We start from the raw sequence: 22889 nt of genomic DNA on the forward strand, positions 1-22889 counted from the left end.
CGCACGCACGGGTGTGCGGCCGCGGATCGGGGGCAGGCGGTGGGCAGCAACGACCGTGAGGAGCAGCCGTATGACCTTGCCGTGGCGGGAGGACGAGAGCTGGCGCCGCCGCTATCCGCAGCCCGGCCCCGACTGGACCGGCGGGATGCCGCAGGGCACCACCGAGCCGCTGACACCGATGGGGCGGATCGAGCAGTACGGGCGGATGGGCGGCGCCCTGCGGGGCGGCTGGGTGGCGCCCTGGCAGCGGAAGGTGATCACCGCGTTCGTGGTGGGCGCGGTGGCGGTCGCGGTGGTCGCGGCCGGGCTGATCGCCTTCGGGTGAGGCGCTACGCGTCCGGGCCGGGGGTCCGGCCCGCTCGCGGGGCCCAGCGCGCCGCGAGCAGGGCCGCGGCCAGGAACCCGGCGGCCGCGAGCAGCGCGGAGGAGTGGATCCCCGGCACCAGCCCGCCGGCCGTCAGCGTGCCGAAGACCGCCACACCGAGGACGCTGCCCAGTTGGCGGGCGGCGTTGAAGACCGCGGCCGCCGCACCGCCGCGTTCGCCGGGGGCGGACTCCATCACCGCCGCGGTGGCGGCCGGCATGGTCAGCGCGGTCCCGAAGCCGGCGGCGGCCATCGGCCCGACCAGCGCGGGATAGGGCGTAGCGGGCCCCGCGCACAGCCAGCCGGCCAGGCCCGCCGCCCCGACGACCAGGCCCACCACCATCGGCGGTCGCGGTCCTGTCCGGGCCGTGACGCGTCCGGCCAGTGCGGAGCCGGCCGCGAGCAGGCTCACGGCGGGCAGCAGCGCGAAGCCGGTGCGCAGCGCACTGTAGTGGTGGACCTGCTGGAAGTAGAGCGGGGCGAGGAACAGCAGCCCGTAGAAGCCGGTGTTGAGCAGGACGCCGACGACCGTGGAGGCGGTGAAGGCCCGGCTGCGGAAGAGGCCGAGCGGCAGCATCGGCGCGGGCGCGCGGTGCTCCAGGAGCAGGAACGCGGCCAGGCCGAGCAGGGCGACGGCGAACGCGCCGAGGACCAGAGCCCGGTGCCGGCCCGGCGCCCCGGCCTCGATGCAGCCGGCCGCCAGCGCCGCCACGCTCACCGCCGCGGCCGCCTGGGCCGGGATGTCCAGCCCGTGGCGGCGCGGCCCGGCGGGGGAGCGCTGCACATGACGGAGCGTCAGCGCGAGCGCGGCCAGCCCGGTCGGCAGGTTCACCAGGAACACCGCGCGCCAGCCGAACGCGGCGACCAGCACCCCGCCGAGCACCGGCCCGGCCCCCGCGGCCAGCCCGGCGACCGAGCCCCAGACGCCGAACGCCCGGGCGCGGGCGGCCGGTTGCGGATAGGCGGCCCGCAGCAGCGACAGCGACGCGGGCACCAGCAGCGCCGCGCCGACGCCCTGCACCAGTCGGGCCAGGACCAGCACCGCGACCGACGGGGCCAGCGCGCACCCGGCCGAGGCCGCCGTGAACACCGTCAGCCCGGCCAGGAACACCGTCCGCCCGCAGAACCGGTCGGCCAGCCCGCCGCAGAACAGCAGCAGCCCGGCGAAGACCAGCGTGTAGCCGTCCATCGTCCACTGCAGGCCGGTCACGCCGGCGCCCAGCGCGCGACCCAGGTCGGGCAGGGCGACGGTGACCACGGTGACGTCGAGGATGACCAGGAAGTAGCCCAGGCACACGGCCACCAGGGGCAGCGGCGAGGCCCGTGCGGTGCGCGGCGGCGAGCCCGCCGGGGCGGCGGGGGCGGAAGGGGCGGTGGGTGCTGAGGTGTTGGGCGTCGACATGCGGTCAGTGTCGGGCCGGATCGTTGCGGCGCCCGGCGAAACGTTCTGGCCATAGGGGCCGCTCCGCGCTCGGGTGCCCGCGGGCCGCGCGGGGACGTTTCGCCGGCGGGCGAAGCGTTCCCGGCGTACGGTCGCGGTATGAACGTCCGGACGGAGTTCGAGGCCCGCACCGAGACCGATGTGGCCGAGGTGGCCGCGGCGATCGGCGACCCCTCCCGCGCGAAGGTGCTGCTCGCCCTCGCCGGGGGCGGCGCGCTGCCCGCCAGTGCCCTGGCCGCCGAGGCCGGCGTCGGCAACTCCACCATCAGCGCCCATCTGGCCAGGCTCCGTGAGGCACGGCTGCTCACCGTCGAACTCGACGGCCGGCACCGCTACTACCGGCTCGCCACCCCCGACGTCGCCCGCGCCCTGGAGCAGCTCGCGCTGATCGCCCGGCCGCTGCCGGTGCGCTCCCTGAACGCCGACACCCGCGCCCGGGCCCTGCTGCGCGCCCGCCTCTGCTACGACCACCTGGCCGGCCGCCTCGGCGTCGCCCTGATGGACGCCCTGCTCGCCGACGGGTTCCTCCGGCCCGAGCAGGACGATGCCGCCTCCGCCCGGACCTCCTACCTCCTGACCCCGCGCGGACACCGCGAACTGACCGCCCTCGGCGTGGAGTTGGAGCGACTGCCGCGCCGCCGCTCCGCGGTCCGCTACTGCGTCGACTGGGCCGAGCGCCGCCACCACCTCGCCGGCGCGCTCGGCGGCGCGGTCACCGCCCGGCTGTTCGCCCTGGACTGGCTGCGCAACGGCCGCTACCGGCGGGTCGTCCGGCTCACCGACGCCGGACGCACGGGCCTCGCCGAGACCTTCGGCCTCACCCCCGACCAGCTCGGCTAGGGCCTGGCCACACTCTTCACATTGCCGCAACATTCGGCCTCCCTCCGGCGCGAACCCGTCGAGTAGGGTCCTGACCAGCGCAGACAGCGAGTCGAGGAGGCCGTTCCGTGGCGGAGCGACAGAGGGCGGACGAGCCCGCCGGGGACGCCGCGTCCGAAGTGCGGGCGCAGGAGCGCCGGTTGCGGCGCGACCTGGGGTTCTGGGGGCTGACCGGGATCGGTTTCTCCAACATCGTCGGCTCCGGCTGGCTGTTCGCCGCGATGTACGCCGCGCAGACCGCCGGCCCGGCCTCGCTGCTGTCCTGGGTGGGCGCGGGCCTGCTCTGCGGGCTGGTCGCCCTGGTCATGATCGAGCTGGGCGCGTCCCGGCCGGAGGGCGGCGGCACCGTCCGCTGGCCGCTGCTGGCCAACGGCCGACTGGTCGGCACCCTCGTCGGCTGGTCGACCCTGCTGTCCGTGGGCGGCACCGCCGCCGAGATCAGCGCGATCATGCAGTACACCGCGCACTACGTCCCGGGGCTCTACAACGGCCACACCCTCACCCTCGCCGGGCTCGGCCTGGCCGCCGGGCTCAGCGTGCTGCTGACCGCGCTGAACTGGTTCGCGGTGCGGATGTTCGCGCGGATGAACAACCTGATCTCGATCTTCAAGATCGCGGTCCCGATCGTCACCGTCCTCGCGCTGCTGGCCTCCGGCTGGCACTCCGGCCGGCTCACCGACCACGGCGGCTTCGCCCCGTACGGCTATGTGGCCTGCCTGACCGCGCTGGCCGGCGGCGGCATCGTCTACTCCGTCAACGGCTTCCAGGCCGCGCTGGACTTCTCCGCCGAGACCCGCAAGCCCCGCCGCACCCTCCCCTGGGCCGTCCTGGCCGGTATCGGCCTGGCCCTGCTGATGTACCTGGCGCTCCAGGTCGCCTACCTCTTCACCGTCCCCGAGCACCTGCTCGGCGGCGGCTGGAAGGGCGTCTCCTTCGACTCCCCCTTCGGGCAGCTGGCGCTGATCCTCAACCTGCACTGGCTCTCCAGCCTGCTCTACGCCGACGCGGTGCTCTCGCCCGGCGGTTCGGCCTACGTCGGCGTGGCGATCGACGCCCGGCACACCTACGCGCTGGCCAAGAACGGCACCATCCCGCGCTACTTCATGAAGGTCGACGAGGGCTCCGGAATGCCGCGCCGGGCACTGGTGATCAACCTTGTGGTGATCGTGCTGTTCCTGCTGCCGTTCGGCGGCTGGCAGGACATCGTGAGCGTGATGGGCGACATGTACCTGCTGATCTACGCCGCGTCCGCGGTCGCCGTCGCGGTCTTCCGTACCGGGGCGGGCGGCGGGACCGCCGGCTGGGTCCGCGGCCTGCGCTGGATCGCCCCGCTGAGCTTCGTGGTGGCCAGCGAGTTCGTCTACTGGTCGGGCTGGCACGACCTGCGGCTGGCACTGCCGCTGGTCCTCGCCGGACTGCTGCTGTTCCTGGGGATGCGGCGACCCACCGCCCGGGCCGCGGAGAGCGACGGCGCCGGCCCGCGCCGCCCGCTCGCGGCCGAACTCCGCACCGGCGCCTGGCTGGTGGTCTATCTGCTCGCGCTGATCGCACTGTCCTGGCTGGGCACCTTCAAGGGCTCCGGGCACCTGCCCGCCCCTTACGACTCGCTCGCCGTGGCCGCCGTCGCGCTGGCGGTCTTCTTCTGGGCGGTGCGTTCCGGCGTCGGCCATCTGACCGCGGCCCGGCAGCCGGCCGGCTGAGCCGCGCCCGGCGGCCGTCAAGCGGATGCCGGACCCCCGAAATATGATGGGCCCATGCTTCGGCGTCGTCCCCCGCGGGCGGCGAGCGCCGACGATCTGCTCACCACGCTCGGGCGGCTGACCGCCCAGGCGCGGGAAGGCGCGGAGCTCCAGCGGGCCAGAGTGGAGCTGGCCGAGGTCCTGCAGCGCGAGATGCTGCCGAGCGCCCTGCCGGAGCTGCCCGGTCTGCGCACCGCCGCCACCTACGCCCCCGCCCGGCACGGCCTCGCCATCGGGGGCGACTGGTACGACGGGTTCCCGCTGCCGGACGGGTCGCTGGCCTTCTCCGTCGGCGACGTCCAGGGCCACGACGTCGAGGCGGCCGCGTTCATGGGGCAGATCCGGATCGGGCTGCGGGCCGTCGCCGCCCACGCCGCCGACCCCGGCGAGGTCCTCAGCCGCGCCAACGACCTGCTGCTGTCCATCGACTGCGAACTCTTCGCGACCTGCACCTTCGTCCGCTTCGACCCGCGGACCTGGGAGCTGACCAGCGCCCGCGCCGGACACGTCCCCGGCGTCCGGGCCACCACCGACCGGCACTGGGAGGTGGTGGAGGACCCCGGTGGCATCCCGCTCGGTGTGCTGCCCGGGCAGCGGTATCCGGTCACCCGTCGGCGGCTCACCGTGGCGGGTGCGTTCGTGCTGCTCACCGACGGGGTGATCGAGGGCCCGTCGTTCCCCATCGAGGCCGGGCTGGCGCAGGTGGCCCGGCTCGTCACCGCCAAGGCCGGGGACCCGCCGGCCGAGATCGCCGGCGCGGTGATGTGCGTGGCCGAGCTGACCGGCCACACCGACGACGCCGCGGTGATCGTGCTGAGCCACGACGCGACACGGCGCGGGGCCGGGTGAAGCGCGGGCCGGCAGCGCGTGTCGCGTCCGGCGGCCGGCCGGTGGCATTGTCTGATGGCAGATGTGGTGCGCACCGGGGAAATCCGTAGGCCGGCGGCGGCAGTCCTGGGGAACCTCGTGCTCGCCGGCGTCTACTACGGGGCCGCGAAGGTCGGTCTGCTGGAGCAGGTGGTGGTCGCGGGCGCGGTGGTCACCCCGCTGTGGCCGCCCACGGGCATCGCGCTGAGCTGCCTGCTCCTGCTGGGCCTGTGGCTGTGGCCGGGCATCGCGCTCGGCACCGTACTGGTCATCTGGACGCTCACCAGGCCGGACCTGGCGGGCTTCGGCGTGGTCGCGGGCAACACCCTCGCGCCGGTCTGCGCCTGCCTGATGCTCCGGCGGGTCGGCTTCCGCACCGAACTGGACCGGCTGCGCGACGGCGTCGCCCTGGTCGCCCTCGGCGCGTTCGCCGCGATGGTGATCAGCGCGACGCTGGGCAGCGGCACCCAGGTGCTGACCGGGGCGCTGCCCACCGGCGGCTTCTGGCGGACCTGGGCGGCCTGGTGGGTGGGCGACGCGATGGGCGTCCTGGTGGTCGCCCCGCTGCTGCTCGCCTGCCGGACGCTCCGGCCGCTGCGGGACATGCCGCTGTACCGGTGGGCCGAGGCGGCGGCGGTGCTGGCGGCCGCCGTCGTGATCTCGCTGGTGAGCACCCGCTCGTCGCTGTCGCTGCTGTTCCTGGTCTTCCCGGTGATCGTGTGGGCGGCGCTGCGGTTCCAGCTGGTGGGGGCGGCGCCCTGTGTCCTGGTGATGTCGGTGTTCGCGATCAGCGCGGCGACCGGCCGGTACGGCCCGTTCGCCGGGCAGAGCCTGCTGGAGTCGATGGTCAACCTCCAGGCCCTCAACGCCTCCGCCGCCCTCACCGCGCTGCTGCTCTCGGCGATCGTCACCGAGCAGAACACCATCCGCCGGAAGATCGAGCAGGTCTGCCGGGAGCTGGCCGAGGTGGTGGACCGACTGGCGCCGGGGGAGAGCCGGCGCCGCTGGCCGCCCGAGCACTGACGGCCCGCCCGGTCAATCGCCCAGCAGCTCGCCCAGGTCGTAGCCGACCGGCTCCTCCAACTGCGCGTAGGTGCAGCTCTCCGGTGTGCGGTCGGGCCGCCAGCGGCGGAACTGCGCGGTGTGCCGGAACCGGCTGCCCTCCATGTGGTCGTAGCCCACCTCGCACACCAGCTCCGGGCGGAGCGGCACCCACGACAGGTCCTTGCCGCCGCTCCAGCGGCTCGGCCCGCCCGGCATCCGGCGGGCCGCGTGCGCCGCCTCGTCGGCCCAGTCGCCCCAGGGATGGCCGGTGGTCTCCTCGGCGGACATCCGCAGCGGCGCCAGCTCCGCCACCAGGGCGCGCCGCCGCGCCATCGGGAACGAGGCGCACACCCCGACGTGCTGGAGCCGCCCCGCCGCGTCGTGCAGCCCGAGCAGCAGCGAGCCGACCACCGGCCCGCTCTTGTGCAGCCGGTAGCCGGCGACCACGCAGTCGGCGGTACGGGCGTGCTTGACCTTGTACATCACACGTTCGCCCGGCCGGTACGGCAGATCGAGCGGCTTGGCGACCACCCCGTCCAGCCCGGCCCCCTCGAACTGCGCGAACCACCGCTGCGCCAGCTCCCGGTCGGTGGTGGCCGGCGCCGTGTGCACCGGTGGCCGGGCCGGCCTCAGCGCCTCCACCAGGGCCTCCCGCCGGGCGGTCTGCGGCTCGCCCAACAGCGAAGCGGAGTCCAGCGCCAGCAGGTCGAAGGCGATCAGCGAGGCGGGGGTGCGGGCGGCCAGCGTCCGCACCCGGGAGTCGGCCGGGTGGATCCGCTCCAGCAGCTCCTCGAAGTGCAGCCGGCCGTCGTGCGCGATGACGATCTCGCCGTCCAGCACGCAGCGCGGCGGCAGTTGGGCCCGTGCCGCCGCCAGCACCTCGGGGAAGTAGCGGCTGAGCGACTTGGTGGTGCGGCTGGCGATCTCGACCTCGTCGCCGTCCCGGAACACGATGACGCGGAAGCCGTCCCACTTGGCCTCGTACTGCATGCCTTCGGGGATCTTCGTCACCGGCTTGGCGAGCATGGGGGAGACCGGGGGCATCACGGGCAGGTCCATGTCCCCGATCCTGCGGGCCGCCGTCCGTTCCCGCGCGCCGGGCCCGGCCGGCCCACCGCCGGCCCGCCCGGCGCGCGGGGTCCCCCGGCGGAACCTAGCGTGGAGGCATGGCCGGAGCCCGAGCTGTGGAGCTGGACGTCGCCGGGCGCACGGTGCGCGTCTCGAACCCGGACAAGACGTACTACCCCGAGCGCGGGTTCACCAAGTTGGACGTCGCCCAGTACTACCTCGCCGTCGCGGACGGGGTGTTGCGCGGCCTGCGCGACCGGCCGACGACCATGCAGCGGTTCCCCGACGGCGTCGAGGGCGAGTTCTTCTACCAGAAGCGGGCGCCCAAGGGACTGCCGGACTGGCTGCCCACCGCCCGGATCACCTTCCCCAGCGGGCGGTTCGCGGACGAGATGTGCCCCACCGAACCCGCCGCCGTGGTCTGGGCGGCCAACCTCGGCTGCCTGACCTTCCACCCCTGGCCGGTCCGCCGCTCCGACACCGAGCACCCCGACGAGCTGCGCATCGACCTCGACCCGCAGCCCGGCACCGGCTTCGCCGACGCCGTCGCGGTCGCCCACGAACTGCGCGCGCTGCTGGCCGAGCACGGGCTGCGCGGCTGGCCGAAGACCTCCGGCGGCCGCGGCGTGCACGTCTATGTGCCGATCCGCCCGCACTGGACGTTCACCGAGGTCAGACGGGCCGCGATCGCCGTGGCGCGGACGCTGGAACGGCGGCTTCCGCAGCAGGTGACGGCCGCCTGGTGGAAGGAGCAGCGCGGCGAGAAGGTGTTCGTGGACTACAACCAGATGGCCCGCGACCGCACCATCGCCTCGCCCTACTCGCTGCGCGCCCGCCCCCGGGCGACCGTCTCCACCCCGCTGCGCTGGGAGGAGCTGTCCGCCGTCGAGCCCGAGGACTTCGACCTGCGCACCGTGCCGCCGCGGTTCGCCGAACTCGGCGACCTGCATGCCGACATGGCCGACCACGCCTTCGGACTGGAGTCCCTGCTGGAGCTCGCCGACCGGTACGCCGCACAGGAGGGGCTGGGCGATCTGCCGTATCCGCCGGACCACCCGAAGATGCCCGGCGAGCCCACCCGGGTCCAGCCCAGTCGGGCCCGCAAGCACTGAGGGCGCTGCCTCTATCGGCGCAAATGCGGGGGCCGTTGGAGTGGCCGTCCGCCGTGCCCGCGAGGAACCCGTCGCCGCGCGGTACCCATCGTCTTGTCCGATATCCTGCCAAATGGGAGAAATGCATGCGTAAGTACATAGGACGTTCCCTGGCCGCCGCGGCACTCGCCGCCGCGACGGTCGTCCCGGCAGCCGGTATGGCCCAGGCCGCACCTCAGGGCCAGACGGTCGCGGCGAGTGGTGACCACGGTCGTGGTCACCACGGTCGCTATCACCACCGTCACCACTGGGACGACGACTGCGGCTTCGGCTTCGGCCGATTCGGCAATGAGGGCCGCTTCGGCCACGAGGGTCGCGAGGGCCACCACGGCCGCGGCCACTTCGGGCGGGAGGGCTGCGAGCGCCACGAAGACATCGGGCTCCTCGGACGTATTCTCCGTAGCCTGCTCGGTTGGCTGATCTGACCGCAAGCAGCCCGGCGGGCCGCCGCAGTTGTGCACTGCGGCGGCCCGCCTTCGTCGGTCCGGGGCGCCGGACCGGCCGGCCGGATCAGGCCGTGGCGCCCGGCTCCTCGGCGCGGCGCCGGAGTTCCTTCTTGTCCGGCTTGCCCGCGTCGGTCAGCGGCAGCGCCTCGGCGAAGGAGATCCGAGCCGGCTCGTACATCGAGCCGCGGACCTCGCGCACCATCGCGCACAGCTGCTCCGCGTCGACGTCGGCGCCGGGGGCCCGCACCACCGTCGCGTGCACCCGCTCCATCCGGTCCGCGTCGCGGACGCCGTAGACGGCGCTCTGGAGTACCTGCGGGTGCGAGTTCAGCAGGTCCTCCAGCTCGGTGGTGTACACATGGCCGCCGACCACGACGATCATGTCCTTGATCCGGTCGACGATGGTGAGGTAGCCCTCCTCGTCGACGAAGCCGACGTCACCGGTGTGCAGCCAACCGTCCCGCAGCACCTCGGCGGTGAGCTCCGGCTGCTTCCAGTAGCCCTGCATGATCATGCTGGAGCGGACGCAGATCTCGCCGTGCTCGCCGGGCGGCAGGTCGCGTCCGGACTCGTCGCGGACCGCCACCTCGACGTCGGGCAGCACCTTGCCGGCCGAGCGCAGCCGGTCGGGGCGCGCGGGGTCGTGGTCGTCCTGGGTGAGCAGGCTGATGCCGCCCGCCTCGTTCTGCCCGTAGAACTGGAGCAGCACGGGCCCGAACGCCCGCACCGCGTCGACCAGCCGGGCCGGCGACGCCTGGCACCCGCCATAGGTCAGCGTGCGCAGGCTGGAGGTGTCGGTGCGCGGCCGGTCGGGGTGGTCCATCAACTGGTAGAGCAGCGGGGGCAGTAGGAAGAGGGTCGTGATCCGCTCGCGTTCGATGGCGGCGAGCGCCTCCGCGGGATCGAAGTCGTCGAGCAGGACGACCGTGCCGCCCCAGCGCAGGACGGCGTCGGCCACGTGGCCCGCCGCGTGTGCGAGGGTGGTGCACACCAACTGCCGGTGCTTCACGTCGTCGTACTCCGGGAGCGCCCCGCTGAACGACCGCGCCTGCTCGAAGGTGGTGCAGATGCCCTTGGGGTGGCCGGTGGTGCCGCCGGTGTGCCGGATGGTGCAGATGTCGTCCGGGCGGGCGTCGGTCGCGAGCGGCTCGTCGCTCCGGCCGGCCGCCAGTTCCAGCAGGTCGGTACCCAACTTGGCGGGCCCCAGCACCAGGACGTCAGGGACGGGTGCCAACTCGACCAGTTCCGCGGCCCGTTCGGCCAGTCGCGGGTCGACGATCAGGGCGCGGGTCTCGACGTCGCGGACGATCGCGGCCTGGGAGTCGGCGGAGAGCTTGTTGTAGAGGTGGTTCACCCGCGCGCCGACGAGGTTGGCGGCGTAGCGGGCGGCGATGGTCTCGGGGAGGTTGCCGCTCAGCAGCGTGACGGTGGTGCCGCGCCCGACGCCCCGTTCGCGCAGTGCGCGGGCCATCCTCAGGACCAGTGCGCGGAACTCGCCGGCGGTGACCCGCCGGCCCTGGTGGACCAGGGCCTCGTGGCCCGGGTCGCGGTTAAGTGCATCGAGGTTCTCCTCCACATATGTGCGGAACGGCTGGTCGGATATCGGCATCGAGCGCTTCCTCCTGTACCCCGGCGGCGTACGGGGGTACGCCGGGGCGCGAAAATCCTCATTGGTTGCCTCTAGCAACTAATGCAGGGTAGTCCCAGGAGATCGACATCTCCAAGTCGGGTGCCCGCGCACAGGCGTTGTCCGGCCACCGCAAGTCGATCAATATCGTCAACCAGGTCGCCCGGTCGGGGGACAGCGGCCCATAATGCTCCCTCCGGCGCGGTCCCCGCCCCTGGTGGACCCTGCTCTGCCTGCGGGTCCGTCCGGTGTCGAGAGATGATGGAGGGCAGCGGCAGCACGGCACGACCTGGCCGTGCACGGAGCGCCACGGCTGTCGGTCTCGGAGACCGGCGGAAGGAGTGCCTGCATGGGTGCGACCGACGCGTTCCCGGAGAGTGCTGCCCAGTCCGGGGCCGGGCCGACCCACCCCGGCGGCCTGCTGGACGTACTGGGCGTGGCCGCCGTCATGCTCGACGCCAAGGGCCGGATCACGCTGTGGAGCCCCCAGGCCGAGGAACTCTTCGGCTGGGCCGCGGAGGAGGCGCTCGGCCGGTCCGCCGTCCGGCTGCTGGTCCCCCCGGAGCACGTCGAGCTCGTCCTGCGGCTGTTCGCCGAGGTGATGTCCGGCGGTGAGAGCTGGGCCGGGGTCTTCCCCGTCCGGCACAAGGACGGCAGCACCCGACTGGTCGAATTCCGCAACATGCGTCTCCAGGACAAGAACGGTGCCGCCTACGCCCTGGGCATCGCCACCGACCAGGCCGTGCTGCGCGAGGTGGAGCGGGACCTGGCGCTGTCGGTGCGGCTGGTGGCCCAGTCGCCGATCGGGCTGGCGGTGCTCGACGCCGATCTGCGGTTCGTGATGGTCAACCCGGCGCTGGAGCGGATCAACGACCTCCCCGCCGAGCAGCACATCGGCCGGCACGTCCGGGACGCCCTGTCCTTCCTGGAGACCGACGCGATCGAGGAGCGGATGCGCTCGGTGCTGGCCACCGGCCGGCCGCTGCTCGACGAGTTCTCCGTCGGCCCCACCGCCACCCACCCCGAAGCCGACCAGGCGTGGTCGGTCTCGTACTACCGGCTGGAGGACGCCAACGGCCGGGTGCTGGGCGTGGCGACCTCGGTCGTGGACGTCACCGAGCAGCACCGGGCCGCGACCGAGGCGGCCCGCGCCCGGCGCCGGCTGGCGGTCATCGCGGACGCCTCGGCGACCGTCGGCACCACCCTCGACGTCGGCCGCACCGCGCAGGAGTTGGCCGACGTCATCGTGCCGGAGCTCGCCGACCTGGCCGCCGTCGACGTCCTCGACGCCGTCCTGGACGGCCGCCGCCCCGGTGCCCGCGGCGGCCCGGCCCGATTCCGGGCGCTGGCGGTCGCGGCGGCCGGGGACACGCCCGCCGTCGGCGCCGCCGACCCCACCGGGCAGCTCGCCGCCTACGAGACCGAGCGGCTGATCACGGCCTGTGTCACCGAGGCCCGGCCGGTGCTGGTCGGCGAGGTGGGCCCCGAGGAGCGCCGGCACATCGCCGCCGACGCGCAGGGCGCGGAGCTGCTGCGGGAGGCCGGGCTGCACTCCTATCTGGCGGTGCCGCTGATCGCCCGCGGCGAGGTGCTGGGCGCGCTGTCGCTCTACCGCACGGACAACCCGGTGCCCTTCGACGAGGACGACGCGGTGCTCGCCGTCGAGTTGGCCGCCCGGGCGGCGGTCTGCATCGACAACGCCCGCTCCTACCAGAGCGAGCGGCGCACCGCGCTCACCCTCCAGCGGCACCTGATGAACCACCGGCCGCCGCGGCCCACCACGATGGACATCGCCTACCGCTACCAGCCCGCGCAGGCGGCCAGCGAGGTGGGCGGCGACTGGTTCGACGTCATCCCGGTCGCCGGCGACAAGACCGCGCTGGTCGTCGGCGACGTCATGGGCAGCGGCATCAACGCGGCAGCCACCATGGGCCAGTTGCGCACCACCACCCGCGCGCTGGCCGACCTCGACCTCGCGCCCGCCGAGGTGCTCGACCACCTCGACCACATCGCCGGCGGCCTCGACCCGGCCTTCGCGACCTGCCTCTACGCCGTTCACGACCCGCACCGGCAGGAGTGCCGGATCGCCGTCGCGGGCCACCTCCCGCCGGTCGTGGTGCGGCCCGGCGGGCCGCCGAAACTGCTGGACCTGCCGACCGGCGCACCGCTCGGCGTCGGCGGCGTGGCCTTCGAGCAGACCACCGTCCCGCTGCGGGCCGGCGACCAACTCGTGCTCTACACCGATGGCCTGATCGAGACCCGCGACCAGGCCATCGACACCCGCCTCGACCTCCTCCTGGGGCTGCTCGCCGAGCCCGAGCGTCCGCTGGAGGAACTCTGCGACCGCCTCCTGGGCGAGTTGCGGCACGGCAACGACCATGACGACGTGGCGCTGCTGATCGCCCGCATCCGGGAGTTCGACGGCTGATTCCCGCCCGGTGGCGGGGCGCCGTGCGAAAGTCGCCGCGCCGCCCCGCCGATGAATCCGCAGCCCGCCAAACCTCCCGCGGAATCCGCGTAGAACGCGCCTGGGCGGCATGGATAACGGCCGTCGAAGCGGCAGAGGCTACGGATTTCGTTGTCTCACGCTCTTAACGAACCCTTGACGAGAGTGTCCGACGGAGGTTGTATTCCGGTCACCGAAGCGGCCCCGCAGTGCATCTGGTGCGACCGCTCGCGGCACTCGTCCCCGTGGCGGTGCCGCCCCTCCTGCCCTCCAGCACCGATGGGACCCGGATGACCGATATGCCCACCACGCCAGTTGCCACCGCCGTCCCGGCACCGGAGACCCGGACCGCGACACCGGCGGACAGCCCCCAACTCACCCGGTCGATCGGTGTGGTCGGCGGCACCCTGCTCACCCTGTCCTGCCTGACCCCGGCGTCCTCGCTGTTCGTCATCGTGCCGGACTCGTTCGCCAGCCTGGGCACCGGCACGGCACTGACCATCGCCATCGCGGCGGTGCTGTGCGTGGGGGTGGCCTTCACCTACTCCGAGCTGGGCACCCTGATCCCCAGCTCCGGCGGCGAGTACGCCATGGTCGGCACCCTGATGGGCCGGCTCGCGGGCTGGCTGGTCTTCGTGCTCTCGCTGATCGTCGTCATGATCGTGCCGCCCATCATCGCCCTGGGCACCGCCGACTACTTGGCCCCCATCGTGCACCTGGACAAGCAGCCGACCGCCGCCGCGGTGATGCTGCTGGCGACCGCCATGGGCCTGCTCGACCTGCGCGCCAACGCCTGGATCACCGGCATCTTCCTGGTGCTGGAGGTGATCGCCGCGGCCGTCGTGGCGTTCCTCGGCTTCAGCCACACCCACCGCTCCGCGGCCACCCTGATCCACCCGGTCATGGACGCCGGACACGGCACCACTACCGCGGTCACCGGCGGGCTGATCGTCACCGGACTGGCCACCGCGCTCTTCATCCTCCAGGGCTTCTCCACCGCGGTGTACCTCGCCGAGGAGATGGAGAACCCGCGGCGCAACGTCTCCCGCACCGTGCTGTGGACGCTGGCCATCGGCGCCGCCGTGGTCCTCGTCCCCGTCGTCGCCATCACCCTCGGCGCCCCCGACCTGAAGACCCTCGGCGCGGGCGACGTCGCCGGCATGGTCCAGGGCTGGAGCAACTCCGCCGTCGGCACCTTCGTCAGCCTCTGCATCGCCCTGGCGATCGTCAACGCGGCGATCGTGATGGTGATCCAGAACTCCCGGGTGGTCTTCTCCTCGGCCCGCGACGCGGCCTGGCCCACCCCGGTCAACCGGATCTTCTCGCACGTCGGCAAGCGCTTCGGCTCACCCTGGGCGGCCACCCTCGCGGTCGGCGTCCCCGGTGCCGCGCTGTGCTTCGTCACCCTCGACACCCTCAACGAGGTCACCGGCGTGGCCGTCGCCGGCATGTACGTCTTCGTCGCGCTGGGCGCGCTGGTCTCCCGCCGCGGCGCGCACAAGCACCGGCTCGCCTGGCGGATGCCGCTGTGGCCGGTGGTCCCCGCGCTGATCGTCCTCGTCCTGGTCTGGGTGCTGTGCCAGCAGAGCGCCAGGAGCCTGCTGATCACCGGCGCGCTGGTCGCGGCGGCCGCCGTCTACTGGGCCCTCTACCTCCGCCCGCGGCAGGACAGCCACTGGGTCATCTCGGTCCCCGAGGACGAACTGGCGGCCGCCGAACCGGCCCGTTCGTAGGGCGGGCCCTCCGGGTCAGCGGCGGACCCGGACGTCGCGCCCGCTCACCGGCCGTCCGGCCGGGCCAGCGCGAGCGCGTCCAACAGCAGACACACGTGGTCGACGGCGTCCCGCCCGGCGGGGCCGTCGGCCACGTCCGTGTCGTCCAGCAGCCCGGCGGTGGCGTGCAGCAGCGCCGGCAGCCCCGTGGCCTCCGGCGCCGGACCGGACTCCGCGAGGGCGGCGCGGATCTGCTCGCCGGAGAGCGGCAGCCCGGTCTCCAGGAAGCGGAACAGCGCGACCGCGGTCCTGCGGTCCGCGTCGTCCGGCCGCCATGCCCCGCGCGCAAGGTGGTCGATGAGCACCGCCGCGCGGGCACGGATCTCCTCTGCTGGAACATGCATGCCCACGAACGTCTCATACGCGCCCGGCGGCCCCCGGAGCGGCCCCCGCCGCCCGCCGAGCGCCCCCACGCCCCACCCGACTCCCGAGTAAGCACCGCTGACCAGGCACATTGTGCGGCGCCCCGGACGCGCCCGGCAGATCGGCGGTCGGTCCGCAACCGTTCCGGGCTGTGGGAAGAGTTACATGCACACGGCCGGGGAGTGCACAGCCGTAGCCGGGAAACATACCGACAGGTTTTACTGGCGCTGCCGTGGCGCATGCTCTCCGGCACCGCTGCGCTGCGCAGTACGCGGCTCGCCCACCGTATGCGGGAGGTGTAGAAAGAGGACATGGCCGGACGCTACGGCCGCCCGCGTTCGGTTCTGAGGATGCGAACTGTCGCTGGCCAGGTCTTTCTCCTGCAAGTGGCGATCGTCGTCTTGCTCGTCGCCGCCGCCATCGCGGCGCTGGTGCTGCAGTCCGGGACCGACTCGGAACGGGAGGCCCGGAACCGCTCGGTCGCCGTGGCCCAGACCTTCGCGAACGCCCCCGGCATCGAAGCGGCCCTCAAGAGCCCCGACCCCACCGCCGTGCTCCAGCCGCGCGCGCAAGCCGCCCGCAGGACCTCCGAGGTCGACTTCGTCGTCGTCATGAACACCCACGGCATCCGCTACACCCACCCGCTCACCAACCGCATAGGCAAGAAGTTCGTCGGCACCATCGGGCCCGCGCTGGCCGGCGGAGTGGTCACCGAGAAGATCACCGGCACCATCGGCCCCCTCGTCCAGGCCGTGGTGCCCGTCTTCGGTCACGACGGAAAGGTCGTCGGCCTGGTCTCGGCCGGCGTCACCCTCAGCAAGGTCAGCGGCGTCGTCGACGACCAGTTCCCGCTGCTGTTCGGGTCCGCGGCCGGCGTACTGCTGCTCACCACCGGCGGCACCGCCCTGGTCAGCCGCCGGCTGCGGCGCCAGACCCACGGGCTGGGACCGGCGGAGATGACGCGGATGTACGAGCACCACGACGCGGTGCTGCACGCCGTCCGGGAAGGCGTGATCATCGTGCGCGGCGACGGCCGGCTGGTGCTCGCCAACGACGAGGCCCGGCGGCTGCTCGCCCTCCCCTCCGACGTCGAGGGCCGCCGGGTCGCCGAGCTGGGACTCGATCCGGACACCGCGGCGCTGCTGGAGTCCGGCCGGGTCGTCACCGACGAGGTGCACCCGGTGGGGGAGCGGCTGCTCGCGGTCAACCAGCGCTCCACGGAACGGGCTGGCGGCCCGCCCGGCAGCGTCACCACCCTCCGCGACACCACCGAGCTCCGGGCCCTGACCGGCCGCGCCGACATCGCCCGCGGCCGGCTGAAACTCCTCTACGACGCCGGCGCCGAGATCGGCACCACCCTCGACGTGGTGCGCACCTGTGAGGAGCTGGCCCGCTTCGGCGCCGAGCGGTTCAGCGACATCGTCACCGTCGACCTGGCCGTCTCCGTACTCGACGGCGAGGAACCCGAGGCCGCCGGGCCGGCCATAGAGATGCGCCGCACCGCCGTCGCCGGCCAGGTGCCCGCCGGGTCGCTCCACCCGGTCGGCCAGCCAATGCGGTTCGCGCCCGTCACCGCGCTCGGCAGCCGGCTGCCGTCCGGCGAACCGGTCCTGGAGGCCGACCTGGCCGCGTTCTCCGGCTGGCAGCGGCAGGACCCCCAGCGCGCCCGGAGGATCGTCGCCAGTGGCATCCACTCGCTGATCGCCGTCCCGCTGCGGGCCCGCGGCGTCGTCCTCGGCGTGGTCCTCTTCTGGCGCTCGCGCACCCCCGATCCGTTCGACGAGGAGGACCTCTCGCTCGCCGAGGAACTGGTCGCGCGGGCCGCGGTGAGCATCGACAACGCCCGCCGCTACACCCGCGAACACACCATGGCGGTCACCCTCCAGCGCAGCCTGCTGCCGCGCGCCCTGCCCGACCAGAACGCCGTCGAGGCCGCCTTCCGCTACCTGCCCGCGCACGCCGGACTCGGCGGGCTGGGCGGTGTCGGCGGCGACTGGTTCGACATCATCCCGCTGCCCGGCGCCCGGGTCGCGCTGGTCGTCGGCGACGTCGTCGGGCACGGCCTGCACGCCGCCGCCACCATGGGCCGGCTGCGCACCGCGATCCACAACTTCGCCAACCTCGACGTCCCGCCCGACGAGCTGCTGTGGCACCTCGACGAGCTGGTCACCCGCATCGACCAGGACGAGGGCGCGGGCGGCGGCGGTGACGGCAACAAGGCCCCGGTCACCGGCGCCACCTGCCTCTACGCCATCTACGACCCGGTCACCGGCGCCTGCACCATGGCGCGCGCCGGGCACGTCCAGCCGCTGGTGCTGCGGCCGGACGGCAGCGCGGAGTTCGCCGAGGTGCCCGGCGGGCCGCCGCTCGGCCTCGGCGGCATGCCCTTCGAAACCTGTCGGCTGGAACTCCCCGAGGGCAGCCGCCTGGTGCTCTACACCGACGGGCTCGTCGAGGACCGCGAGCGCGACATCGACACCGGGATGGCGCTGCTCCGCCACACCCTGGCCGGTCACCCCGGACGGACCCCGGAACAGACCTGCGAGGCGGCGCTCGACGCGCTGCTGCCGGACCGCCCGGCCGACGACATCGCCCTGCTGGTCGCCCGCACCCGGTGCCTGGACGCCGGGTGCGTCGCCGAGTGGGAGGTCGCCGCCGACCCGTCCGCGGTCGCGCCGGTGCGCGCCGCGGCGGTCCGCAAACTGGCCGAATGGGGGCTTGCCGAGGAGGCGTTCACCACTGAGCTGATCCTCAGCGAGCTGGTCACCAATGCCATCCGGTACGCCGTCGGCCCGATCCGCGTCCGGCTGATCCACGACCGCTCGCTGATCTGCGAGGTCGCCGACCACAGCAGCACCTCCCCGCACCTGCGGCACGCCGCCACCACCGACGAGGGCGGCCGCGGCCTCTTCCTGATCGCGCAGATGGCCGAGCGGTGGGGCACCCGCTACACCGGCGACGGCAAGGTGATCTGGACCGAACAGGCCCTGCCCGACACGCGCCGGAGGCCGGAGGAGTCCGTGCGGCACGGCTCCTGACCTCGCAACTGCCGCCTGCTACCCTCCCGTTGCATGATCCCCGCGCCTTCGCGCGGCGGTAAACGGCAGCACGCGAAGGGGGAGGGTGCCGTCATGGCCCAGGGGGCGATACCGGCCAAGCGCTGGGTCTATGTCATCCCGGTCGCCGCGATCATGTACATGCTGGCGTACCTCGACCGCAACAACGTCTCCGTCGTCCTCCCCTACATGCACGGCGACCTGGCCCTCTCCAACGCCGACAAGGGCCTGGCCGGCGGCATCTTCTTCCTCGGCTACGTCTTCCTGCAGATCCCCGCGGCGGTCCTCGCCCAGCGCTGGAGTGCCCGGAAGACCGTCCTGATCCTGATGGTCGCCTGGGGGCTGTCCGCGGTCCTCTCCGGCCTGGTGCAGACCCGGGTCCAGTTCTACGCCGCACGGTTCGTGCTGGGCTTCTTCGAGGGCGGCGTCTGGCCGGCCGTCCTCATCCTGCTGGCCTCGTGGTTCCCGCTGCGCGAGCGCGCCCGCGCCAACGCCCTGTGGATGGCCTGCCTGCCGCTGTCGTCGGTGCTGATGGCGCCGCTGTCGGGCTGGATGCTGGACCACGCGAACTGGCGCTGGGTGCTCGTCCTCCAGGGGGTGCCGCCGCTGCTGTGGGCGGTGGTCTGGTGGTTCGCCGTCGCCGACCACCCCGCGCGGGCCCGCTGGATCTCCGCCGCCGAGGCCGACCACCTGGCCCGGGCGATCGCCGCCGACGAGGCCGCCAAGTCCCCGGCGGGCGGCGGCTCCTACCTCGCCGCGGTCCGCCAGCGCTCCGTCCTGGTCCTCATCGGCGTCTACTTCTTCTGGATCACCGGCTTCTACGGTTTCAGCCTGTGGCTGCCGTCGGTCATCAAGGAGCTGACCCACGACGGCTCCGCCACCGAGGTCGGGCTGCTGACCGCGGTCCCGTTCACCGTCGCACTGGTGGTGATGATCGCCAACGCCGCCTGGTCGGACCGCACCGGCCGCCGGCGACAGGCCGTCGCCGTCCCCCTGGCCGTGGGCATCGTCGCCCTCCTGCTGGGCCAGGCGGTGCACGGCACGCTGCCGCGCATGCTGCTGCTGTGCGTCACGGCCGCCGCGGTCTACGCGCCCTACGGCCCCTTCTGGGCGATCCCCGGCCAGCTGCTCCGCTTCGAGGTGGTGGCGGTCGCGATGGGTCTGGTCAACGCGCTGGGCAACCTCGGCGGATTCGCCGGCCCGTACCTCGTCGGCTGGCTCACCGACACCACCGGGACCAGCCTGACCGGCTTCGCGGTGCTCGCCGCCTTCCTGGCGGTGGCGGTCCTCCTGGTGATGGTCGGCCTGCGACCGGGGCCGTCGTCGCCTGACGACGGCCCCGCCGGAGCCGCCCCGGGAGCCGTGACCGGCTCGGCCGACTCCGGCAACTCTGCGGCGGAAAGCCGGAGTTGACGGCGGGACGGTCGCGTCCGCCCCTTGCGTCCCGCGGCGCGGTCAGGCGGCGTTCGTGGGCCGGTGCGGGGGGATCTCCGGGAGGGCGTGCAGTGCCAGCAGGGCGCGTACGAACCCCTTCCGGTCGGCGGCCGGGAGGCGGGCGAGCAGTTCCTCCTCGCCGCGCCGGATGTCCGCCTGGACGGCGTCCCGCAGCCGCCGCCCCTCGGGGGTGAGGGAGACCAGCCGGACCCGGCGGTCCCCGGGGTCGGGGCGACGCTGGATCAGCCCGCGGGTCTCCAGGTCGTCCAGGACCGGGATGATCCGGGTCCGGTCGGCCCGGATGGCGTCGGCCAGCGCGGCCTGGGTGCGGATCGGGGTCTCGTCCAGGCGCAGTAGCACCGAGTAGCCCCACATCGCCAGCCCGTGCGCGTCGAGGACCGGCCGCTCGGCGTCCACCAGCGCGCGGCAGAGCGGGACCAGCATCGCGGCCAGGTCGGGGCGGGCTGCCGGCCGCCCTCCGGTCGGAGTGCCGTCCCTGGTCGCCGCGTTCTCTGCCATCTCTGCCATGGGCAGGAAAATACCCCTTGACAGATCATGTGCACGCGCAGATCGTAAGCAAATGCACATAGATTCGGGTACGAGTACGAGTACGGGGACAGCTGCGGGTACGGATGGAGGCGCCGACCGGAAAAGGAGCACGGCGGTGGGGGCGGCGGGGCATGCGGATCTGGACCTGCTGCGGCGGCTCGACGCCCGCGCGGTGCGCAGTAGCGTGGCGCTGGTGGAACGGCTCGACGCCGGGGACCTCGGCCGGCCCACGCCCTGCGCGGGCTGGGATCTGGCCGCCCTGCTCGGTCATCTGACGGCCCAGCACCGCGGGTTCGCGGCCGCCGCGCTCGGGCACGGGCAGGACCTGGCGCACTGGGCGGTCCGGCCGGTCGGCGGCGACGTCCCGGCCGTGGTGGCCGACCACCGCGCCGCCGCCGACGAGGTGATCGCGGCCTTCACGGCCGTGGACGCCCCCGACCGCCCCTTCGCCCTCCCGGAGTTCACGACCGAGCGGACTGTTCCCGCGATCCAGGCCATCGGCTTCCACCTGATCGACTACGTCGTCCACGCCTGGGACCTCGCCCGCACGCTGGGCCTGTCCTACGACCCGGACCCCGAACTCCTCGACGCGGCGCTGCCGATCGCCCTGGCCGTCCCCGACGGCGCGGCCCGGCGCGCCCCCGGCAGCTCCTTCCGGCCCGGCCTGCCGGTGGCCGAGGGTGCCGGGTCGCTGGACCGGATCCTGGCGATGCTGGGTCGTGCGCCGGACTGGCGGGCGCCGGCACGCTGATGCCGCGGGAGCGGCGCCGGTGTGCCGCCGGAGCCCGTGCGGCCGTGGAGGAGTGGCGCGCGCAGGCCGGCGGCCTCGCCGGCAGCTGACGGCGGGATTGTGGTCCGCTGCGCGGGGCTGTTGGGTGCGGTGACGGGCCTGCGGGGGTGGTGTGTCGGACTGCTGCGCTTTACGTCCGACACACCACCCCCTCCGGCCCGTCCCCTCCCGTGAGTGGTCATAAAGACGGTGGGTGGGGGCTGAGCCGGCTGGTCCGCCCACGGTCGCTTGTTGAGGGCTGACGGTCACCCGTTGAGGGACGGCCGCCCCTCAGTCCAGAGCCCGCAGGAGCCCAGCAACCGTTGCCCCGTCTATGGGTTTTCATGACCACCCACGGGAGGTGACGGGCCTCCGGGGCAGGGGGTGTGTCCGGACTGCTGCGCTTTACGTCCGGACACACCCCCTGCCCCGGAGGCCCGTCACCGCACCCAACAGCCCCGCGCAGCGGACCGGCCCTGCGCAGCGGACCAACAACGCCCGCGAAGCGGGCCGGAAACGCCCCGCGCAGCGGACCGGCCCCGCGCAGCGGAACGGCAACGCCCGCGAAGCGGGGGGGGGTGCCCCTATGGGTTTCGTCAACCCGTGGGGGCTGGTTGGGGTTGGTAGAAGGTGCCGTCGCGGAGCATGGCGAAGAGCACGTCGGCTCGTCGTCTGGCGAGGCAGAGGAGGGCTTGGGTGTGGTGTTTTCCCTGGGCGATCTTCTTGTCGTAGTAGGCCCTGGAGACGGGGTCGGCCAGGGCGGCGAACGCGGAGAGGAAGAAGGCGCGTTTGAGCTGTTTGTTTCCTCTGCGCGATGGCTGTTCGCCGCGGATGGAGGACCCGGAACTGCGGGTTGCCGGGGCGAGGCCGGCGTAGGCGGCGAGGTGGGCGGCGCTGGGGAAGCTGCTGGCGTCGCCGATGTCGATGAGGATGCGTGCTCCGGTCCTGACGCCGATCCCCGGCATGGACGTCAGGACCTTGGAAAGAGGGTGAGCCTCCAGCAGTTCCTCGATCCTTGTGGCGAGGAGTTTGCGCTGGTCAAGTACCGACTGGAGCGAGCTGGCGAGGCTGGGGACGATCAATGCGGCCGCGGCCGTGCCTGGCACGACCACTGTCTGCTCGTCCAGGGCGGTGAAGATGTCATCGACGAGCCGTTCCGCCATCCGTGGTGCCTTTGGGCGGATCAGGTTCACCAGCCGACGCCGTCCGGCCTTGCGGACCTGGGCCGGCGAACCGCACTGGTCGAGCAGCTTGAGCACGGCTGGGTGCTGCATTCGCGGTCCCAGTACCCGTTCCAGCGACGGGTGGATCTGTGTCAGCAGTCCCCGCAGTCTGTTGCTGATGCGGGTGGCTTCGCCGGCCAGGTCGTCGTCGAAACCCACGATCATTTCCAGCTCGGCTACTGCCTCGTCGGCAAGCTCGACGGCCCGCAGAGTGTGCGGCATCGACCGGGCCGCGTCCGCGATGATGAAGGCGTCGCGGGCGTCGGTTTTGGCTTCACCGGGGTAGAGGTCGGCGATCCGCCGCATCGTCAGGCCCGGCAGGTAAGCCACGGGGCAGTCCATGTCGCGGGCCACGGCCAGCGGCAGGGCGCCGATGGAGGCGGGCTGGTCGACGACCACGAGCACGGTGCCGTGCTTGGCTTTCAGCTTGGCGAACACGTCGCGGAGCTTGGGTTCGCTGTTGGGCAGCCGCTTGTCGAAGGCCTTCCTTCCGGCCGGAGTGACGGCGGTGGCGTGGTGTTCGCTCTTGCCGACGTCCAGGCCGAGGAAGGCGCCGATCTCACTGACGTCGATCACGTGCGTCCTCTGGTCGTTCCCGCCCGGCCGTCCCACGGCACCGATCGCCACATCCACATTACGAAGAGCCTCCCG

The 22889-nt window shown here is 73.3% G+C and carries 18 protein-coding genes; 12 read left to right on the plus strand and 6 right to left on the minus strand.

Features of this window, described 5'->3' with window-relative positions:
• The first annotated feature begins 70 nt into the window (after positions 1–70).
• Positions 71–325, plus strand: a complete 255-nt coding sequence (locus tag K2224_RS30380) for a hypothetical protein (RefSeq protein ID WP_221910403.1) — start codon at positions 71–73, stop codon at positions 323–325.
• A gap of 4 nt (positions 326–329) precedes the next feature.
• On the opposite strand, the gene K2224_RS30385 is transcribed toward K2224_RS30380, so the two are convergent.
• Positions 330–1766: an MFS transporter gene (locus K2224_RS30385; protein ID WP_221910404.1), complete on the minus strand. Its 1437-nt coding sequence runs from the start codon at positions 1764–1766 to the stop codon at positions 330–332.
• Positions 1767–1904: 138 nt separating this feature from the next.
• Between K2224_RS30385 and K2224_RS30390 the strand changes: the two genes are divergently transcribed.
• From K2224_RS30390 to K2224_RS30405, 4 genes are all read left to right on the plus strand, one after another.
• The gene (locus K2224_RS30390) at positions 1905–2645 is read left to right on the plus strand and encodes a helix-turn-helix transcriptional regulator (protein WP_221910405.1); all 741 of its coding nucleotides are present in this window, start codon (positions 1905–1907) and stop codon (positions 2643–2645) included.
• 179 nt (positions 2646–2824) lie between these two features.
• On the plus strand, positions 2825–4384 hold the full coding sequence (locus tag K2224_RS30395) for an APC family permease (RefSeq protein ID WP_260693884.1): 1560 nt from the start codon (positions 2825–2827) through the stop codon (positions 4382–4384).
• A gap of 54 nt (positions 4385–4438) precedes the next feature.
• Positions 4439–5272, plus strand: a complete 834-nt coding sequence (locus tag K2224_RS30400) for a PP2C family protein-serine/threonine phosphatase (protein WP_221910406.1) — start codon at positions 4439–4441, stop codon at positions 5270–5272.
• Positions 5273–5335: 63 nt separating this feature from the next.
• The gene (locus K2224_RS30405; RefSeq protein ID WP_221912040.1) at positions 5336–6313 is read left to right on the plus strand and encodes an MASE1 domain-containing protein; all 978 of its coding nucleotides are present in this window, start codon (positions 5336–5338) and stop codon (positions 6311–6313) included.
• A 12-nt stretch (positions 6314–6325) separates the two neighbouring features.
• Here K2224_RS30405 and K2224_RS30410 read toward each other — a convergent pair whose 3' ends face one another.
• Positions 6326–7393: an ATP-dependent DNA ligase gene (locus K2224_RS30410; protein WP_221910407.1), complete on the minus strand. Its 1068-nt coding sequence runs from the start codon at positions 7391–7393 to the stop codon at positions 6326–6328.
• A 107-nt stretch (positions 7394–7500) separates the two neighbouring features.
• Between K2224_RS30410 and ligD the strand changes: the two genes are divergently transcribed.
• Positions 7501–8514, plus strand: a complete 1014-nt coding sequence (gene ligD / locus K2224_RS30415) for a non-homologous end-joining DNA ligase (protein ID WP_221910408.1) — start codon at positions 7501–7503, stop codon at positions 8512–8514.
• 125 nt (positions 8515–8639) lie between these two features.
• On the plus strand, positions 8640–8978 hold the full coding sequence (locus tag K2224_RS30420) for a hypothetical protein (RefSeq protein WP_221910409.1): 339 nt from the start codon (positions 8640–8642) through the stop codon (positions 8976–8978).
• Positions 8979–9063: 85 nt separating this feature from the next.
• On the opposite strand, the gene K2224_RS30425 is transcribed toward K2224_RS30420, so the two are convergent.
• Complete coding sequence (locus K2224_RS30425; protein ID WP_221910410.1) at positions 9064–10608, minus strand: AMP-binding protein; 1545 nt, start codon at positions 10606–10608, stop codon at positions 9064–9066.
• A gap of 367 nt (positions 10609–10975) precedes the next feature.
• On the opposite strand from K2224_RS30425, the gene K2224_RS30430 reads away from it, so the two are divergent.
• Positions 10976–13054 (plus strand): SpoIIE family protein phosphatase, encoded by a 2079-nt coding sequence (locus K2224_RS30430; RefSeq protein ID WP_221910411.1) that lies wholly within the window; start codon positions 10976–10978, stop codon positions 13052–13054.
• Positions 13055–13362: 308 nt separating this feature from the next.
• Positions 13363–14805 carry an APC family permease gene (locus K2224_RS30435; RefSeq protein WP_399020448.1) on the plus strand — a complete coding sequence of 481 codons (1443 nt, stop codon included), beginning with the start codon at positions 13363–13365 and terminating at the stop codon, positions 14803–14805.
• A 44-nt stretch (positions 14806–14849) separates the two neighbouring features.
• Here the strand turns inward: K2224_RS30435 and K2224_RS30440 are convergent, their stop codons facing one another.
• Entirely contained in the window at positions 14850–15188 is a 339-nt protein-coding gene (locus tag K2224_RS30440) for a hypothetical protein (RefSeq protein ID WP_221910412.1), read from the minus strand.
• 330 nt (positions 15189–15518) lie between these two features.
• Between K2224_RS30440 and K2224_RS30445 the strand changes: the two genes are divergently transcribed.
• Positions 15519–18245, plus strand: coding sequence for a SpoIIE family protein phosphatase/ATP-binding protein (locus K2224_RS30445; RefSeq protein ID WP_221910413.1), 2727 nt, complete (start codon positions 15519–15521; stop codon positions 18243–18245).
• Positions 18246–18338: 93 nt separating this feature from the next.
• Positions 18339–19676: an MFS transporter gene (locus tag K2224_RS30450; protein ID WP_221910414.1), complete on the plus strand. Its 1338-nt coding sequence runs from the start codon at positions 18339–18341 to the stop codon at positions 19674–19676.
• A gap of 42 nt (positions 19677–19718) precedes the next feature.
• Here K2224_RS30450 and K2224_RS30455 read toward each other — a convergent pair whose 3' ends face one another.
• Complete coding sequence (locus K2224_RS30455; RefSeq protein ID WP_221912042.1) at positions 19719–20216, minus strand: MarR family winged helix-turn-helix transcriptional regulator; 498 nt, start codon at positions 20214–20216, stop codon at positions 19719–19721.
• Between the two features lie 145 nt (positions 20217–20361).
• Between K2224_RS30455 and K2224_RS30460 the strand changes: the two genes are divergently transcribed.
• Positions 20362–20997 (plus strand): TIGR03086 family metal-binding protein, encoded by a 636-nt coding sequence (locus K2224_RS30460; protein ID WP_260693567.1) that lies wholly within the window; start codon positions 20362–20364, stop codon positions 20995–20997.
• 614 nt (positions 20998–21611) lie between these two features.
• Here the strand turns inward: K2224_RS30460 and K2224_RS30465 are convergent.
• The gene (locus K2224_RS30465) at positions 21612–22814 is read right to left on the minus strand and encodes an IS110 family transposase (protein ID WP_221909414.1); all 1203 of its coding nucleotides are present in this window, start codon (positions 22812–22814) and stop codon (positions 21612–21614) included.
• Positions 22815–22889: the final 75 nt, after the last annotated feature.

This window comes from Streptomyces sp. BHT-5-2, assembly GCF_019774615.1.
Lineage (GTDB): Bacteria > Actinomycetota > Actinomycetes > Streptomycetales > Streptomycetaceae > Streptomyces.

Excerpts from the sequence above, each read along its gene's own strand:
- K2224_RS30380 (WP_221910403.1), top strand. The coding sequence starts at position 71 with ATGACCTTGCCGTGGCGGGAGGACGAGAGCTGGCGCCGCCGCTATCCG.
- K2224_RS30385 (WP_221910404.1), bottom strand. The coding sequence starts at position 1,766 with ATGTCGACGCCCAACACCTCAGCACCCACCGCCCCTTCCGCCCCCGCC.
- K2224_RS30390 (WP_221910405.1), top strand. The coding sequence starts at position 1,905 with ATGAACGTCCGGACGGAGTTCGAGGCCCGCACCGAGACCGATGTGGCC.
- K2224_RS30400 (WP_221910406.1), top strand. The coding sequence starts at position 4,439 with ATGCTTCGGCGTCGTCCCCCGCGGGCGGCGAGCGCCGACGATCTGCTC.
- K2224_RS30410 (WP_221910407.1), bottom strand. The coding sequence starts at position 7,393 with ATGGACCTGCCCGTGATGCCCCCGGTCTCCCCCATGCTCGCCAAGCCG.
- ligD (WP_221910408.1), top strand. The coding sequence starts at position 7,501 with ATGGCCGGAGCCCGAGCTGTGGAGCTGGACGTCGCCGGGCGCACGGTG.
- K2224_RS30420 (WP_221910409.1), top strand. The coding sequence starts at position 8,640 with ATGCGTAAGTACATAGGACGTTCCCTGGCCGCCGCGGCACTCGCCGCC.
- K2224_RS30425 (WP_221910410.1), bottom strand. The coding sequence starts at position 10,608 with ATGCCGATATCCGACCAGCCGTTCCGCACATATGTGGAGGAGAACCTC.
- K2224_RS30430 (WP_221910411.1), top strand. The coding sequence starts at position 10,976 with ATGGGTGCGACCGACGCGTTCCCGGAGAGTGCTGCCCAGTCCGGGGCC.
- K2224_RS30435 (WP_399020448.1), top strand. The coding sequence starts at position 13,363 with ATGACCGATATGCCCACCACGCCAGTTGCCACCGCCGTCCCGGCACCG.
- K2224_RS30440 (WP_221910412.1), bottom strand. The coding sequence starts at position 15,188 with ATGCATGTTCCAGCAGAGGAGATCCGTGCCCGCGCGGCGGTGCTCATC.
- K2224_RS30445 (WP_221910413.1), top strand. The coding sequence starts at position 15,519 with ATGGCCGGACGCTACGGCCGCCCGCGTTCGGTTCTGAGGATGCGAACT.
- K2224_RS30450 (WP_221910414.1), top strand. The coding sequence starts at position 18,339 with ATGGCCCAGGGGGCGATACCGGCCAAGCGCTGGGTCTATGTCATCCCG.
- K2224_RS30455 (WP_221912042.1), bottom strand. The coding sequence starts at position 20,216 with ATGGCAGAGAACGCGGCGACCAGGGACGGCACTCCGACCGGAGGGCGG.